Below are 14313 nucleotides of genomic sequence, written 5' to 3'. Positions count from 1 at the left end.
GCATTATTACGGAACCTCTTCTGCGCATTCTGCTTCTATAATGCCGCGCAGCCGCTTCTTCCGCATGCGACCCCGGACAGGGTGATCGCCTCAGGTGCTTCAATGGAATTCAACCCGCTCGACCTTATTCTGCATCTCGACGTCTACCTTGATCTGCTGGTGACCAACTATGGCCCCTGGGTCTACGCGATTCTGTTTCTGGTGATTTTCTGCGAGACAGGGCTGGTGGTCATGCCCTTCCTGCCGGGCGATTCATTGCTGTTCATTGCCGGTGCCGTAGCTGCTGGCGGCGGCATGGACCCGGTATTGCTGGCCGGGCTGCTGATGCTCGCGGCTATTCTGGGCGATAGCACCAACTACGTCATCGGCCGCACCGTTGGCGAAAAACTGTTCAGCAACTCCAGATCGCGCATTTTTCGCCGCGACTACCTGCTGCGCACCCAGGACTTCTACGCACGCCACGGCGGCAAGACCGTGACGCTGGCGCGCTTTCTGCCGATCATCCGCACGTTCGCGCCCTTCGTGGCGGGTGTCGGCAGAATGTCCTATCCGCGTTTTGTGGGCTTCAGCGTGCTGGGCTCGGTACTGTGGGTCGGCAGCCTGGTCACGCTGGGTTTCTTCTTCGGCAACGTGCCGTTCATCAAACACAACCTGACCCTGTTGGTGCTGGCGATCATTGTGCTTTCGCTGGTGCCGATGATCATCGGTGTGGTGCGCAGCCGCAGCGCGCCCCCGGTCGACGCTCGCTGACCCATGTGGTCACTCAGCAACTGGCGCAGGCGACGCACCATTGCCAGGCACCCGGTTGCTGCCGAGCTGTGGCAAAAAGTGCGCGAGCGTTTGCCCATTCTCGACGGTTTAAGCGCTGAGCAAGACGCACACCTTCGCGATGCCTGCGTGCTGTTTCTGAATGACAAATACCTCAGCGCGCTGCCGGGCGTAGAGCTCGATGACGAGCAAAGGCTGTTCCTGGCAGCTCAGGCGCAACTGCCATTGCTGAGCCTTGGTGACCTCAACTGGTATCAGGGCTTTCACGAGATCGTGCTGTACCCCGACGATTTCGTCAGCCCGCAACGCCATCGCGACGCCAGCGGCGTAGAGCACGAGTGGGACGGCGAACACAGTGGCGAGGCGTGGCTGCAAGGGCCGGTCATTCTGGCCTGGCCAGGCGTGCTGAGCAGCGGCGACTGGGACGGCTACAACCTGGTCATTCACGAGCTGGCGCACAAACTAGACATGCTCAACGGCGACGCCAACGGCCTGCCGCCGCTGCACAGTGACATGCAGGTGACCGAATGGGCCAGTGTCATGCAGAGCGCGTTCGATGATCTCAACCAGCAACTGGATCAGGACCCGGATACAGAAACCGCCATTGACCCTTATGCTGCTCAAGACCCCGCCGAGTTCTTTGCGGTGACCAGCGAGTACTTCTTCAGCGCTCCCGACCTGTTGCACGAGCAGTACCCGGCGGTCTACGCACAACTCAAGGCGTTCTACCGCCAGGACCCTCTGGCACGCCTGAACACAGCTCGCCAACACGCCTCGGTTTGTCAGGACAACTGACCGCTGCCAAGGCCATGCGTGGCAACCAAAACAGAATATGCCTATAATCCGGACCACTTTATGGCGGTTCGCGCCACAATCTGTCTGGTCAACCAGGGGACAATGCCCAATGAGCTACAGCAAGATTCCGGCAGGCAAAGACCTGCCGAACGACATCTACGTCGCGATCGAAATCCCGGCCAACCACGCGCCAATCAAATACGAAATCGACAAAGACTCCGATTGCCTGTTCGTTGACCGGTTCATGGCAACCCCGATGTTCTACCCGGCCAACTACGGTTTCATTCCCAACACCCTGGCTGACGACGGCGACCCGCTGGACGTCCTGGTAGTAACCCCTTACCCGGTTACCCCTGGTTCGGTCATCCGCGCACGCCCGGTCGGTATCCTGCACATGACTGACGACGGCGGCGGCGATGCCAAAGTCATCGCAGTACCACACGACAAGCTGTCTCAGCTGTACGTCGACGTGAAAGAGTACACCGACCTGCCACCGCTGTTGCTTGAGCAGATCAAACACTTCTTCGAGAACTACAAGGATCTCGAAAAAGGCAAATGGGTGAAAATCGAAGGTTGGGGCAACGCTGACGCTGCCCGCGCTGAGATCACCAAATCGGTTGCAGCTTTCAAAGGCTGATCATCGATCAAGCGTTTCCGGGCACTGCACACAGTGTCCGGAAACACGCTTCACCTTCCCGCCTGATCCCCGCCGTATCCACCAACCTCCCCTGAGAACTTCCCCCTCAAGCTTTTTTGCAAATAGCACGTTTAAAAATGCGTTGTCCTTTTAGCCATTCCATAAACAGTCCGTTAATGCCCGTATAGCCGGGGTAAACGCCAGATACGCCGTTTAGTCGAAAAAACGCTATTACGGAATCTGCCTACACAACATTGATTCCATCCGTAGTCCAGATAGCCGCCAGCCCCTTGGGATAACGTCGACCTCAACACCTCGTTCATTTAAACGCCCAAGCGACGCCCGTAAACTTCGCCCCATGAATACATCAGGCGATCGACTCCGCATCCTCCTTCGGGAGTGCCACCTCACAGCGACTGATTTTGCCGCCAACCGCAAAATCACGCCGCAGCACGTCAATAACTGGTTCAAACGCGGCGTACCCATGGCGCGCATTGACGAGGTGGCTGAATTATTAACCGTCAACGCACGCTGGCTGCGTACCGGTGATGGCCCGAAACACCCCAATGAACCCGCCCATGAACACACCGCTGGCGATACCCGAATGGTTATCCAGCAAACGAGAAACGTCCTGCGCGGTGACGTGGAAATCCAGATTTACATGGAGGTCGAATCCACCCACGGCGTCGGCAAAACCGTCCTGTCCGAAGCCCCCGGCCAGAAGATACGCCTGCCCCTGCAAGTTCTGCAGACCATGGGCATCGACCCGAAAAGCTGCATGTGCGTCGCCATGGTCGGCAACAGCATGGCCGACAAGATCCAGGACGGCTCGATCCTCGGCGTCGACCGCGAACTGACCCAGGTCATCGACGGCGAAATCTACGCCCTCGAGCACGGCGGCATCCTGCGCGTCCGCTACCTCTACCGCTTGCCCAACGGCGGCCTGCGCCTGCGCAGCCACAACGACGCCGAATACCCTGACGAAGTGTTCAGCGCCGAGGACATAGACCGGGAAAAAATCCGCATCCTGGGCTGGATATTCTGGTGGTCGACCCTGAATAGCCGCCGCAATGCGATGCTGCTGTTGTGAGAGGACTTTGGAGCGGCGAGGTATTGAGGCTGGGCATGAGGGGTGAGTTTTAGTATCCTGTGCGCCATCCAGAGTACCCGGCGCTGTTCAGCGGTGTGGTGCTTGAACGAGGCATGTGATCCGTTTGCCCTGTTGTCTATTCGCGCTTCTTCAGGAGCGCACCTGTTGAAGGCGATTGCGGTTTATCAAAAATAGATCGGAATCACCTACGAGAAGCCGGCCACAAGCCGGCTTTTTAATGCCTGTCACAAATAAATCAAACTGGACGCGATGCAAGCGTACTGATTCCACCACGGCAGATGCGCCGCCGGCACACGCATTTACGTGGCGTAGCGCCGTCTAAACCCGATACGACGCTGCATGCACCAGTTTCCGGTATTTCCGCCAACACGACCGCACGGCTCGGGCAAGCGGTGGCGAGGTGCTGAAGAGTACGATGGTGACGAACGAGATCCACCAGCCGGGGCGCAAGCAGCTCAGTGCGTATTGATTGAGCCAGATGCGCGCTAACCTCAGTCTGTAAGCACCCGGCCCCAGACGCTTAAGTTGGTCTATGTCATCTGATGTATAGAGTGTGTTCAGCATGTATTCGTTTGCGGTAAAGCGCTCCGGGAAATCGACCCCCGCTTCGTAATGGTTCAACACACTGAAATTACACCTCAGGATGTTATCCCACAGTTTCAGATTGCCGAGGCCTACCTGACAGGGCTTTGCGAGTCGCGCATCGATACCTCCCTTGCGCATGACGCTCAGCATGAGTGCCTGTTCGCTCACCATACGCGCGGACGTATACCCGATGAAGTTTCCGAACGGGTTACGGGACGGTTTTTTGTTGAAAAGATCTGTTCTTTCGTACAGCGGGTGCTCCCACATGAAGAGCATGGCGTCGCGGGCGCCGAACTGAACCAGGTCCGAAATATGGAACAGCATTGGAAAGCGTTCGGGGTTGCGGATATAAAGCGTCGTTGTGGTGATGGGCGTGTCGAAAAGAGGCGGATTGTCAGACCCGGTATCCTCCGCGCTGCCTATAACGGCAAGTGCTGCGCTGGTCAGGTTGTGATCTGCGCGCATTTTCATGACATAACGTCTTGTGGCCGCCTGAATGCCGTACAGCGTCGACTGCAGCATGCGGTTGGTGTTGATCTGATTACCGGCATCATCAATGAAAGCTCCCGGATCATCCGAGACTATTATCCGCTCAGCTTCAACGGCTGAAACATCTTCATTGTGCCAAGTAGACACGATGATTTCGGCGTGAGGCAGGTGTGTTCTGATGGAACGGATGCACGCGAAAATATTTCGATCAGGTCCCACATTGAGACAGAGAGGCCCCTGAATCACGACGCTGATCTGCCTGGAGTCGACAGGTACAAGATGGTGCATATTTCAACCTTGCAATCGGAAAACGACAACTGTGAACCGGCGATGAATATTGATCAGAAGGCACACTGAAAGACGCGTTGAGGGCTCTTGAGTAGCTCCGGCTTGCGGGCCGGATGCTTGCGGAACGAGATGATGCTCGACCACTAAAGGGTTAGCAGCAGCTGCGCAGGAAGGTTGCCGGGGTGCAGCCAGGACGGCAGTGATACTGAAGCAAGGTGGTTTTCATGGGTCAGACAACGTACTTGTCATCAAGCGCACCTGGCACCTTCACAACCACTGTTGTCGTATCGGAAAGCGCTTCAAACGCAGTGACGTCGCCTGGTTCAAGAACAATGATGTCACCCGCCTGCCAGACCTGATCACGCATGCGAACTGTCCCGGAGAGCACCAGAGTAATCTCCGTTGCGACCTTGTGATAATGGGCTGCTTCGTTATCGCCAGCCTGGTAGCTTTTGACCCCGACTTCACAGGCGTTGGTGCTGAACGCTGCGGGCTGGAACCCCCCCACGAACCAGCCTTTGATCATCTCTTCCAGCTTCGCTGTTTTCATCGTGCGTCCCCTGCTTCGAACGCATGCAGCTGGCGCTGGGTTTTCAGGGGGCGATACTGGTTGGGCTCAACACGAAAAGCACCGATTATCTTCTGCAAAAGCACCAGTTCGTTAAGTACCGGGGCAATGTAGAAGTTGCCGTTGACCCGAGCGTCCTTGCGGATCATTTCCTTGGCCGCCGCGACAAACAGCGAGCCGGACCTGAACCAGTACATGCCGGCGATGGCATTAGGGCTGATCGGGTTTTTCTCGGCAGCTTCGATAACCCGGTTGTCACCATCCAGGCGCGCGAACGAATAACGAGGGTGCAGGGAGTTGAAGATGACAATGCCGGCATCATCACCTCGTTCACGAAACCAGCGCACGACCGCTTGCAGGTCTGTATCCAGAAAATCACTCACGCTCAGAATCAGCAGTTCGTCATCGTTGTCGATTTGCTCACTCGCCAGAAGAGCGGTACAGGCCGCACCTTGGGTGAGGTTGTGAACCGGCAGGACACTGGCAGACGTGTGCATTTGCTGAATCATGTTACGCAGGTGCAGCCTGACGACATCGTCGTTTGAAAACGTGCAGATCAGTCTCGCGGGTGCCAGCGCTGCGCAGTTGTCGATCAGCGAGTGGATCAAGGGTTTGCCATTGCACTCACGAAGGTATTCTGGGTACTCACCGTCATCGCGTCGGGCATACCCCGTTTTGCCCGAGAGAAGAATGATGTTGAGCGTACTCACAGGCTGGCTACCTCGCCGACATTTATTGTTTCCAGCGTGCCAAGGATGTTGCCGAGGTTCACGTCACAGGTTTCCGCCACGACCAGAACATGCGCGCCGGAAGCCCGGGCAGCCTTGATGCCGTTCTCGTTGTCTTCGATGATCAGACATTCCTCTGGCTGCAAACCCAGCTGCCGAATGGCTTTGACGTAGATGTCCGGCGCTGGCTTGGCGTGCTTCACATCCTCATTGGAAAGTTGCAGGTCCAGGTAGCGGCTGAGGTCCGCCCTGTCCATCATCACATCGACGGTGTTGCGAATGGAATTTGACGCCACGGCCAGCTTGTAGCCCCGTGTTTTCAGGGATGACAGCGCATACTGATGAACGAAGGTAGGCTTGCACCGGGCATAGACGATTTCAAGGGTGTATTGCTGTTTCATCTCGTTGATAAACCCGTGCAGGGCCACTGGCAGGTCACGCTCGACGCTCAACATATCGAGTTTTCTGGAGGTGGGCAGACCGTCATAAGCCGTCAGGTGTTCGTGGCGGCTGATGTTGTAGCCGAACAGGCCGAGTGCTTTGTTCAGTGCATCGTAATGCCATTCCTTGGCCTCGATCAGGACACCGTCCATATCGAATATCACCGCCTTGATCATGACTGCCTCACTTGAAAAAACTGGCCGCATCTGTGGGAGTGTCGGTACAGAGCGTAAGACGCGTCTGCGACCTGAAGTCGAGCAATCGCTTCCATAACGGGTCACAGTCGCGTCCGTGCAGTTCCGGCGATACCACACACACGTGCTTACCCAAGGCCAGAAGATCGGCAATGACCTGATTGGAGAACCATTCGCTTTCAAACCCGTCCAGCCAGACACCAGAGACCTTGTCGATCCAGACCGGCGAAGGCTCGACTTCGCTGAGACGCGTGTAGGTAACCATCCCTTCCTGCAGATAAGTACGCATGTCGGGAATGGCCATGTCGAAGGCAAACCATCGGGTATGCCCATGACGTGCAAAGGTATTCTTGATGGCCTGCGCCATGCCGTCGGCCTTGATATTGATAGCCAGCGGCAGGTCGCGACCGGCCATGATGTCAAGCAAGCCATCAAGCGTCAGCTCGCCGCCCACCGGCATGTCATGGGAAATGACCAGTTGACCGGCGACGTCACGAACATCGGTTTCAGTGCCGAAGCCAAGATCGAAGGAGCGGTGAAATGCCTGCGACAAATTACGCTCGGGCTTGTGCAGCCAGTAGCCGCGATGACTGATGATCTGCATGTCAGCCTCCACTGCCTGAAGCTGCAAGCTGGCTGAGCGGTAACGACAGAAACAGGTTCAGATCTGCAGGAATGCCCATGCCATGCATGCCGTGTCCTTCTGAGCCGATGCTGTAATGGATGACCCTGGCGCCTTGAGCGATGATCTCGTTGTAGGCCGGTGCGATGTAAAACTCACCATTTACGCGAAGGTCTTTCATGACCATCGCCTCGATGGCGGATATCAGCTGGGCTCCGTTGTGAAAGTTGTAGATGCCGACAGTGGCCTCATCGGAAATGACTTGCTTCTCGACCACACGATTGACCAGACCTTCTGCGTCGATGCCGACAAATGACCACTTCGGGTCATTGGCTTTCATGGTCATGATCAGGCCCGCTGCATCAGTCTCGTCCATTGCCTGCAGATAGGCATTGATGTCCACGTCGACGTACTGATCGCTATTGGCAATCATGACGCGCTGGTCAGGGTTGATCAGGTGCCTTGCAGCATAGACGGAACATGCTGCGCCCCCGGTTACGCCATCCAATTCGACGATATCGCAACCGGGTGCCCAGGCACTCAACTTCTCTTTCAGCCCATACCTCGCAACATGTTCCGACTGGCAGATGAAGATGAATTTGTGTGGACAGTCCGGCATCAGGTTGTCGATCACGACCTTGATCATCGGTACGCCATGCACAGGGATCAGCGGCTTTGGTTCCGGGTACCCGGCGACGGCAAAGCGGCTCCCGGCCCCGGCCATCGGAACGATTATTTGCAACATGGAAATACCTTATGAATAGTCGTTCAGATACGCAGGGAGGCAACTTTCAACTGCATGGGCAACGGCATTAATAACAGCCCTGCCCAATCATCCGGCCACGCTCGAGGGTCATATATCGCTGGCAAAATTCTCTGCCCTCGTCTACCGCGTGAGTAACAAGAATCAAGGCCATGCCTTCCTCCTGCATGCTCCGGATTCGCTCGTGGCACTTGCGCTTGAACGTTTCGTCGCCGACTGCAAGCACCTCGTCAGCCAGCAACGTCTGTGGCTCGACGTGGACCGCTACCGAGAACCCCAGTCGCATGTACATGCCCGACGAGTAGTTTTTTACCGGTGTATCGATGAAATCTCCCAGGCCGGAAAAATCAACGATTTCATTGAAGCGACTACGTATTTCCTTATTGCTCAATCCGAACAGGCTGGCATTCAGGTAAATATTTTCCTCGCCAGTCAGCTCAGGGTGAAAGCCCACTCCAATCTCTATCAACGGCGCTACACGGCCCACAGTGGTCAGGCGTCCGCTGGTAGGCAACAGGATGCGTGACACCAGTTGCAAAAGCGTGCTTTTACCAGACCCGTTATGCCCTACAAGCGCCAGCGACTCCCCTTTGCACAAAGTAAACGACACGTCATCGACGGCGGTGAAGTCTTCGACACGCTCGCGGTGCCGGGCATCAAACAGCCCCAGAAACTTCTTCTTCAGACCGCCCCTGTTGTGGCGAAGAACAAACTGCTTGGAGAGATGTTCCGCCTTGATGACGACGTTGCTCATAGGTACTCCACCATACGATCCACTTTTCGGAACAGGCATAGCCCTGCTCCAAGTGATGCAGCACCCAGCAGCACACAAAGCACCAGATCGCGGGTGTCCGGGACAACTCCGGCATGCAGAATGCTGCTGAAGCTGTTGAAGTACAGGGCGAACGGGTTATAGGCCGCAATACGTGCAATACCTTCAGGCAATGAAGAGGTGACCCACACAATTGGCGTCAACCAGAACAGGAGGGGTAAAAACACGTCGATGAAGTGCCTGGCGTCCCTGACAGTTATTTGAATAATGCTCAACGCCAGACCGATGCCCATGACCAGAGAAATGAACGAAAGCAGCACGACCGGATAGAACAGCAACGCCTGTGTAGGCACACCGCCAAGGGCAATAAACAATGACGCATAGATGATCAGGCACCCACTCCAGAACACCAGGATCGTGATCGCCCCGGAGACAGGCAGCAACAGGCGCGGAAAGCGTAACTTCCGAATGAGATTGCCATTATTGATAAGCCATTCGCCGCCTTGCGAAACGATTTGCGCCAGCAGCATCCAGTGAACGACGCCTGTCACCAGATGAAGCGCAAAACGATCCTGGCTGCTTGGCAGGATATAAGTGAATACGGTGTAGTACGTGAGGGTGACGACCAGCGGGTTACCCAACGACCATACAAACCCTAACGTCGCGCCCATGTAGCGGATCTTGATTTCTTTGGAGACAAGATTGATGACGAGATCACGCCATTTGATGATGCCTGCGCTACGAAGTGACGACATACGAGTGCCTAGCTGTTGAGAGAGAACCTTGCAACTTTGTGCTGCAGGCACATGTTCCTCTCTTTCGATGAACGCCAGCTATAGGACGCCGCCTTGATTATCGTAGGAACATTCCACAAACTCCCGAATCAATAAAAGGCATCCGCCAGCGATCATCATCGAACAAGCGAGGCTTTCCATGACCAGTACTTCTTACACGCCGCCCAAGGTCTGGCGACCAGATACTTCGTCGGGGGGCGCGTTTGCCAGCATCAATCGGCCCGTCGCAGGTCCCACCCACGACAAGGAACTGCCCTTCGGCAAGCACCCGCTGCAGCTGTACTCGCTGGCAACGCCCAATGGCGTGAAGGTCACGATCATGCTGGAGGAATTGCTGGCGTTGGGGCACAGCGGCGCGGAGTACGATGCCTGGCTGATCCGCATCTCCGAGGGAGATCAGTTTTCCAGTGGGTTTGTAGGGATCAACCCTAACTCCAAGATCCCGGCATTAGTGGACCGAAGCCATGAAACGCCTGTACGGGTATTCGAGTCCGGCTCGATCCTGCTGTATCTGGCAGAGAAGTTTTCCAGCTTCCTGCCTGCAGACCATGCAGGGCGCACTGAAACGCTGAACTGGCTGTTCTGGCAAATGGGCGCGGCACCCTACCTGGGCGGCGGGTTCGGGCATTTTTACGCGTATGCCCCCGAGAAGCTCGAGTACCCCATCAACCGTTTTGCGATGGAGGCCAAGCGGCAACTCGATGTACTGGACCGTCGCCTTGCGGAGCATCGCTATCTGGCTGGCGACACCTACACCATTGCCGACATCGCCGTATGGCCCTGGTATGGCGCGCTGGTGCGGAACAAAGTCTATTCGGCTGCCGAGTTCCTGTCGGTACACGAATACCCGAACCTGATCCGCTGGACAGAAGAGATCGCAGCACGCCCGGCAGTGGTGAAAGGGCAAAAGGTCAATCGCACATGGGGAGAGGAATCGGATCAGGTTCCAGAACGGCATGACGCATCCGACCTGGAAAAATAAAGCGCAAGTCAAGGCCGGCACGAAGAGAAACCTGATGTGACAAAACCAGCGAAAATGCTGGGCCCGAGGGGAGTGATCTGCACGTAAAGTAGCCGGCCTTACTGCCCCCCAAGGACGCGCTCACATGGATCATGGAACCACCCGCTCGACTCTTCTCTCGCAACTGGTTGCCAATTCGATACGTTGTGGAGTACTTGCAGCATGAGTACTTCCGACGTTCCGCAGGCACCGTCAACCGATCGTTTTGATGAAGTGCTCGCCATGATTCAAGGCGCCCGGCAGCAGGCAGCACAAGCTGTCAATACGCGCCTGATCGAGCTTTACTGGCAAGTCGGCGCCTACATCAGCCGCAAGATTGAAAACGCCGAATGGGGTGATGCTGTAGTCAGCCAGCTCGCCGCACATCTGGCTACCACCCAGCCGGGATTGCGCGGGTTTACCCGCCGAAATCTGTTCCGTATGCGCCAATTCTTCGAGGTTTACCGTGACAATGAGAAAGTGTCAGCAGTGCTGACACAATTGCCGTGGACCCACCATCTGATCATATTCACTCAAAGCAGACGCCCCGAAGAGCGTGAGTTCTATCTGCAAATGGCAATCAGGGAAAAATGGTCCAGCCGCGACTTGGAGCGCCAGTTCAAAACCGCCTTGTTCGAGCGCAGTGTCACCCAGCCAGCCAAAGCCTCGGCCATGCTCAAGGAGACCCGACCGGCGGCTATGGATGTATTCCGTGATGCCTACCTGGTGGAGTTTCTGGAGCTACCTGCAGGACACGCCGAAGCGGACCTGCATCGCGGTTTGCTGCAACGCCTGAAGGGGTTTCTGATCGAGCTGGGCCGCGACTTCTGCTTTGTCGGCTCCGAGTACCCAGTGCAGGTGGGCGGACGGGATTTCGCACTCGACCTGCTGTTCTTTCATCGGGGCCTCAACTGCCTGGTTGCCATCGAACTCAAAGTGGGATGCTTTGAACCGGAATACCTGGGCAAGCTGAACTTCTATCTGGAAGCACTGGACCAGACCGAGCGCAAACCCCATGAAAGCCCCGCCATTGGCGTCTTGCTGTGTGCCAGCAAAAACGATGAGGTGGTCGAGTACGCTCTGAATCGCTCGTTGTCACCTGCGTTGATTGCCGAATACCAGACTCGATTACCGGACCGACAGTTGTTGCAGGCCAAACTTCACGAGTTCTACGCCCTGGACGTCGCGAAGGACGATCAGTAATACCTGACAACTGCATGGATGCATTACGCTTGTGCGGACGACAACTTCACCTCACGGAGCCTTAGATGCCGCACAGCAAAGACCCTCGCGCCCACACCGCTCTGTCGCAACGTGGCCGAAGCGCCAGCAGCGGTCCGGGGCGTGCGGTCAATCCACCAGTGGTTCGCCTCAGTACGGTGCTGTTCGACAGCCTGGAGAGCCTGCGGGAAGCCGAGGTTCGTACTGCAGGCCCGGAACGTTCGCTGACCTACGGCGCCAATGGCAACCCGACCGCGTTTGCCTTGCAGGACCTGATTTCCGAGCTTGAAGGCGCTCACGGCACTTGCCTGTACCCCACCGGGCTCGCAGCGGTAGCGCAAATGTTTCAAGCGTTTCTGCGACCTGGCGATCACGTGCTGATCACCGAATCGGTCTACGGTCCGGTGCGGCGGCTGGCGAACACGATGCTGACGGCTTTCGACATTCAGTTCGACTTCTATGCCGCCGACGGCAGCAACGTAGCGTCCATGATCAAAGCCAATACACGCATGATCTACGCCGAGGTCCCGGGTTCGCTGACCTTCGACATGTGCGACCTGCCCGCGCTTTCGCAGCTGTGCAGATCGAAAAACCTGCTGCTGGCTGTGGATAACTCGTGGGGGTCGGGCGTGTTGTTCAAACCGCTTGAGCTGGGTGCAGATATTTCCCTGATGGCCCTCACCAAATACGTGGCCGGGCATTCGGACGTCATGATGGGCAGTGTAAGCACCACCGAGGCGCACTGGAAAACCCTGAAGGCGATGAGCACCGCTGTGGGCAACACCGTCAGCCCGGACGACGCCTATCTCGTACTCCGCGGAGCGCGCAGCCTGGCTGCGCGCATGGCCATGCATGAACGCCATGCACTGCAGATCGCCCAATGGCTGCAGCTTCAGCCTCAGGTTGCCCGGGTTCTGTACCCTGCGCTGGCGGATGATCCGGGTCATGCCATCTGGAAACGTGATTTCCACGGTTGCAACGGCTTGCTCAGCTTCGAGTTCAAGTCCGCCGATCGCCAGGTTACGGACCGCTTTGTCAACGCATTGAAGCTGTTTGGAATCGGCTACTCTTGGGGCGGCTTTGAAAGCCTGATTACCGAGGTCGAACAGCACGGACCTGATCGCGGTGCCGGTCCTATGCTGCGCCTGCAGGTAGGTCTGGAAAGCCCGGAAGATCTGATCGCCGACCTGCAGAACGGTTTCGCAGCGGGGTAGACCTTTTGCTCGCACCAAAGGCAGACGCCCATCGCCGCCATTTGCCCCGAGGCCATCGCTCTGCTAGTGTCGCGCGGTTTAGTCTCTACCGGAAATGCCCTCATGGCCCGCAAGAAAGCTGCACTGGATTTCGAACAGTCCCTCGCTGATCTTCAAGCGCTGGTAGAGCGCCTGGAGAATGGCGAACTGTCGCTGGAAGATTCTCTGACCGCCTTTGAGCAGGGCGTGCGCCTCACCCGCGAGTGTCAGAGCGCCCTTACGCAGGCTGAACAGAAGGTTCAGGTACTCCTGGAGCGCGATGGCGAATTGACCGAAGAGCCCTTTGACACTGCGGAACTGCCTGAATGATCGCGAGCTACCAGGCACTGAGCCAGACCCGTGTGAACGCTGCTCTGGAAAGCCTGTTTCAAGCGCCAGGCCCGGAACTGGCGCGCCTCTACGATGCCATGCGCTACAGCGTGATGAATGGCGGCAAACGAGTGCGCCCATTGCTGGCCTACGCGGCATGCGAAGCACTGGGCGGCGAGGCCAGGGATGCTGACGGTGCGGCCTGCGCAGTCGAGCTGATCCATGCTTATTCACTGGTACACGATGACCTGCCAGCGATGGACGATGACGATCTGCGCCGCGGCCAGCCCACCACGCACAAGGCATTCGATGAAGCCTGTGCGATTCTTGCTGGCGATGGTCTGCAAAGCCTCGCTTTTACTGCCCTGCTCGCCCCGCACCTGACCTCACGTGACGCCGACACTCGACTGCAGATGGTCAGCACGCTGGCAGCAGCAGCCGGGCCGGCCGGTATGGTCGGCGGACAGGCGATCGATCTGGGTTCGGTGGGGCTGAAGCTGGATCAGGCTGCGCTGGAATACATGCATCGCCACAAGACCGGCGCATTGATCGAAGCCAGTGTACGGCTCGGAGCTCTGGCCAGCGGTCAGGCGGATCAGCCCCGGCTTGACTCGCTGCAGGTGTATGCACGGGCGGTCGGGTTGGCCTTTCAGGTTCAGGACGACATTCTCGACGTCGAAAGCGATACCGCGACGCTCGGCAAACGCCAAGGCGCCGACATTGCCCGCGACAAACCCACCTACCCTGCGCTGTTGGGCCTGGACGCAGCCAAAAGCTATGCCTTGGAATTGCGTGACATGGCGCTCGACGCCTTGAACCCGTTCGGTCCGGCCGCAGAGCCGTTGCGCGATCTGGCCCGTTATATCGTCGAACGCCGACACTGATCACAATCCACCTGAAAACCGATGAATCAACCACGGTTCATCCGGTCTGAATCTTCAAGCGTATCAATCGACGGACTATCCGCCGACTCAC

The 14313-nt window shown here is 57.1% G+C and carries 17 protein-coding genes; 9 read left to right on the top strand and 8 right to left on the bottom strand.

From position 1 onward, the window contains the following. Window positions 1-102 precede the first annotated feature (102 nt). The 4 genes from ALO43_RS19440 to ALO43_RS19425 all read left to right on the top strand — a co-directional run bounded on the left by ALO43_RS19440 (window position 103) and on the right by ALO43_RS19425 (window position 3290). Window positions 103-750, top strand: a complete 648-nt coding sequence (locus ALO43_RS19440; RefSeq protein WP_005887254.1) for a DedA family protein — start codon at window positions 103-105, stop codon at window positions 748-750. A gap of 3 nt (window positions 751-753) precedes the next feature. Beyond that, window positions 754-1563 (top strand): M90 family metallopeptidase, encoded by an 810-nt coding sequence (locus ALO43_RS19435; protein WP_054997930.1) that lies wholly within the window; start codon window positions 754-756, stop codon window positions 1561-1563. A 109-nt stretch (window positions 1564-1672) separates the two neighbouring features. Further along, the gene (gene ppa, locus ALO43_RS19430; protein ID WP_003366402.1) at window positions 1673-2200 is read left to right on the top strand and encodes an inorganic diphosphatase; all 528 of its coding nucleotides are present in this window, start codon (window positions 1673-1675) and stop codon (window positions 2198-2200) included. Window positions 2201-2558: 358 nt separating this feature from the next. Next, window positions 2559-3290, top strand: a complete 732-nt coding sequence (locus ALO43_RS19425) for a LexA family transcriptional regulator (RefSeq protein WP_005887249.1) — start codon at window positions 2559-2561, stop codon at window positions 3288-3290. Window positions 3291-3629: 339 nt separating this feature from the next. Here the strand turns inward: ALO43_RS19425 and ALO43_RS19420 are convergent, their stop codons facing one another. The 8 genes from ALO43_RS19420 to ALO43_RS19385 all read right to left on the bottom strand — a co-directional run bounded on the left by ALO43_RS19420 (window position 3630) and on the right by ALO43_RS19385 (window position 9516). Continuing rightward, the gene (locus tag ALO43_RS19420) at window positions 3630-4673 is read right to left on the bottom strand and encodes a WavE lipopolysaccharide synthesis family protein (protein WP_054997929.1); all 1044 of its coding nucleotides are present in this window, start codon (window positions 4671-4673) and stop codon (window positions 3630-3632) included. 229 nt (window positions 4674-4902) lie between these two features. Continuing rightward, a complete protein-coding gene (locus ALO43_RS19415; RefSeq protein ID WP_005887245.1) occupies window positions 4903-5223 on the bottom strand; it encodes a cupin domain-containing protein in 321 nt (106 codons plus the stop codon). Beyond that, a complete protein-coding gene (locus tag ALO43_RS19410) occupies window positions 5220-5951 on the bottom strand; it encodes a glycosyltransferase family 2 protein (protein WP_024668985.1) in 732 nt (243 codons plus the stop codon). Before ALO43_RS19410 ends, ALO43_RS19415 begins: the two co-directional genes overlap by 4 nt. Beyond that, window positions 5948-6586, bottom strand: a complete 639-nt coding sequence (locus ALO43_RS19405; protein WP_005887241.1) for an HAD family hydrolase — start codon at window positions 6584-6586, stop codon at window positions 5948-5950. Before ALO43_RS19405 ends, ALO43_RS19410 begins: the two co-directional genes overlap by 4 nt. Window positions 6587-6593: 7 nt before the next feature. Beyond that, the gene (locus tag ALO43_RS19400) at window positions 6594-7208 is read right to left on the bottom strand and encodes a PI-PLC domain-containing protein (protein ID WP_054997928.1); all 615 of its coding nucleotides are present in this window, start codon (window positions 7206-7208) and stop codon (window positions 6594-6596) included. Window position 7209: 1 nt separating this feature from the next. Next, window positions 7210-7971: a glycosyltransferase family 2 protein gene (locus tag ALO43_RS19395; RefSeq protein WP_054997927.1), complete on the bottom strand. Its 762-nt coding sequence runs from the start codon at window positions 7969-7971 to the stop codon at window positions 7210-7212. A gap of 67 nt (window positions 7972-8038) precedes the next feature. Then, window positions 8039-8743 (bottom strand): ABC transporter ATP-binding protein, encoded by a 705-nt coding sequence (locus tag ALO43_RS19390; RefSeq protein ID WP_054989639.1) that lies wholly within the window; start codon window positions 8741-8743, stop codon window positions 8039-8041. Next, window positions 8740-9516 carry an ABC transporter permease gene (locus ALO43_RS19385; protein ID WP_005887232.1) on the bottom strand — a complete coding sequence of 259 codons (777 nt, stop codon included), beginning with the start codon at window positions 9514-9516 and terminating at the stop codon, window positions 8740-8742. Before ALO43_RS19385 ends, ALO43_RS19390 begins: the two co-directional genes overlap by 4 nt. Window positions 9517-9694: 178 nt before the next feature. Here ALO43_RS19385 and yghU point away from each other — a divergent pair, with 178 nt between their 5' ends. The 5 genes from yghU to ALO43_RS19360 all read left to right on the top strand — a co-directional run bounded on the left by yghU (window position 9695) and on the right by ALO43_RS19360 (window position 14222). Then, window positions 9695-10537, top strand: a complete 843-nt coding sequence (gene yghU / locus ALO43_RS19380; protein ID WP_054997926.1) for a glutathione-dependent disulfide-bond oxidoreductase — start codon at window positions 9695-9697, stop codon at window positions 10535-10537. A gap of 201 nt (window positions 10538-10738) precedes the next feature. Continuing rightward, window positions 10739-11758: a PDDEXK nuclease domain-containing protein gene (locus ALO43_RS19375; RefSeq protein ID WP_024668989.1), complete on the top strand. Its 1020-nt coding sequence runs from the start codon at window positions 10739-10741 to the stop codon at window positions 11756-11758. Window positions 11759-11823: 65 nt separating this feature from the next. After that, window positions 11824-12990, top strand: a complete 1167-nt coding sequence (gene metC, locus ALO43_RS19370) for a cystathionine beta-lyase (protein WP_053932327.1) — start codon at window positions 11824-11826, stop codon at window positions 12988-12990. Window positions 12991-13092: 102 nt separating this feature from the next. Then, the gene (locus ALO43_RS19365; protein ID WP_024668991.1) at window positions 13093-13338 is read left to right on the top strand and encodes an exodeoxyribonuclease VII small subunit; all 246 of its coding nucleotides are present in this window, start codon (window positions 13093-13095) and stop codon (window positions 13336-13338) included. Next, window positions 13335-14222, top strand: coding sequence for a polyprenyl synthetase family protein (locus ALO43_RS19360; RefSeq protein ID WP_054989637.1), 888 nt, complete (start codon window positions 13335-13337; stop codon window positions 14220-14222). Before ALO43_RS19365 ends, ALO43_RS19360 begins: the two co-directional genes overlap by 4 nt. The last annotated feature ends 91 nt before the right edge of the window (window positions 14223-14313 follow it).

This window comes from Pseudomonas tremae (genome assembly GCF_001401155.1).
Lineage (GTDB): Bacteria > Pseudomonadota > Gammaproteobacteria > Pseudomonadales > Pseudomonadaceae > Aquipseudomonas > Aquipseudomonas tremae.
This window is presented reverse-complemented; position numbering and strand designations above follow the sequence as displayed.

Bases quoted from the DNA above. Each gene is read 5' to 3' on its own strand.
- ALO43_RS19440 (WP_005887254.1), top strand. From the start codon at position 103: ATGGAATTCAACCCGCTCGACCTTATTCTGCATCTCGACGTCTACCTT.
- ALO43_RS19435 (WP_054997930.1), top strand. From the start codon at position 754: ATGTGGTCACTCAGCAACTGGCGCAGGCGACGCACCATTGCCAGGCAC.
- ppa (WP_003366402.1), top strand. From the start codon at position 1,673: ATGAGCTACAGCAAGATTCCGGCAGGCAAAGACCTGCCGAACGACATC.
- ALO43_RS19425 (WP_005887249.1), top strand. From the start codon at position 2,559: ATGAATACATCAGGCGATCGACTCCGCATCCTCCTTCGGGAGTGCCAC.
- ALO43_RS19420 (WP_054997929.1), bottom strand. From the start codon at position 4,673: ATGCACCATCTTGTACCTGTCGACTCCAGGCAGATCAGCGTCGTGATT.
- ALO43_RS19415 (WP_005887245.1), bottom strand. From the start codon at position 5,223: ATGAAAACAGCGAAGCTGGAAGAGATGATCAAAGGCTGGTTCGTGGGG.
- ALO43_RS19405 (WP_005887241.1), bottom strand. From the start codon at position 6,586: ATGATCAAGGCGGTGATATTCGATATGGACGGTGTCCTGATCGAGGCC.
- ALO43_RS19400 (WP_054997928.1), bottom strand. From the start codon at position 7,208: ATGCAGATCATCAGTCATCGCGGCTACTGGCTGCACAAGCCCGAGCGT.
- ALO43_RS19395 (WP_054997927.1), bottom strand. From the start codon at position 7,971: ATGTTGCAAATAATCGTTCCGATGGCCGGGGCCGGGAGCCGCTTTGCC.
- ALO43_RS19390 (WP_054989639.1), bottom strand. From the start codon at position 8,743: ATGAGCAACGTCGTCATCAAGGCGGAACATCTCTCCAAGCAGTTTGTT.
- ALO43_RS19385 (WP_005887232.1), bottom strand. From the start codon at position 9,516: ATGTCGTCACTTCGTAGCGCAGGCATCATCAAATGGCGTGATCTCGTC.
- yghU (WP_054997926.1), top strand. From the start codon at position 9,695: ATGACCAGTACTTCTTACACGCCGCCCAAGGTCTGGCGACCAGATACT.
- ALO43_RS19375 (WP_024668989.1), top strand. From the start codon at position 10,739: ATGAGTACTTCCGACGTTCCGCAGGCACCGTCAACCGATCGTTTTGAT.
- metC (WP_053932327.1), top strand. From the start codon at position 11,824: ATGCCGCACAGCAAAGACCCTCGCGCCCACACCGCTCTGTCGCAACGT.
- ALO43_RS19365 (WP_024668991.1), top strand. From the start codon at position 13,093: ATGGCCCGCAAGAAAGCTGCACTGGATTTCGAACAGTCCCTCGCTGAT.
- ALO43_RS19360 (WP_054989637.1), top strand. From the start codon at position 13,335: ATGATCGCGAGCTACCAGGCACTGAGCCAGACCCGTGTGAACGCTGCT.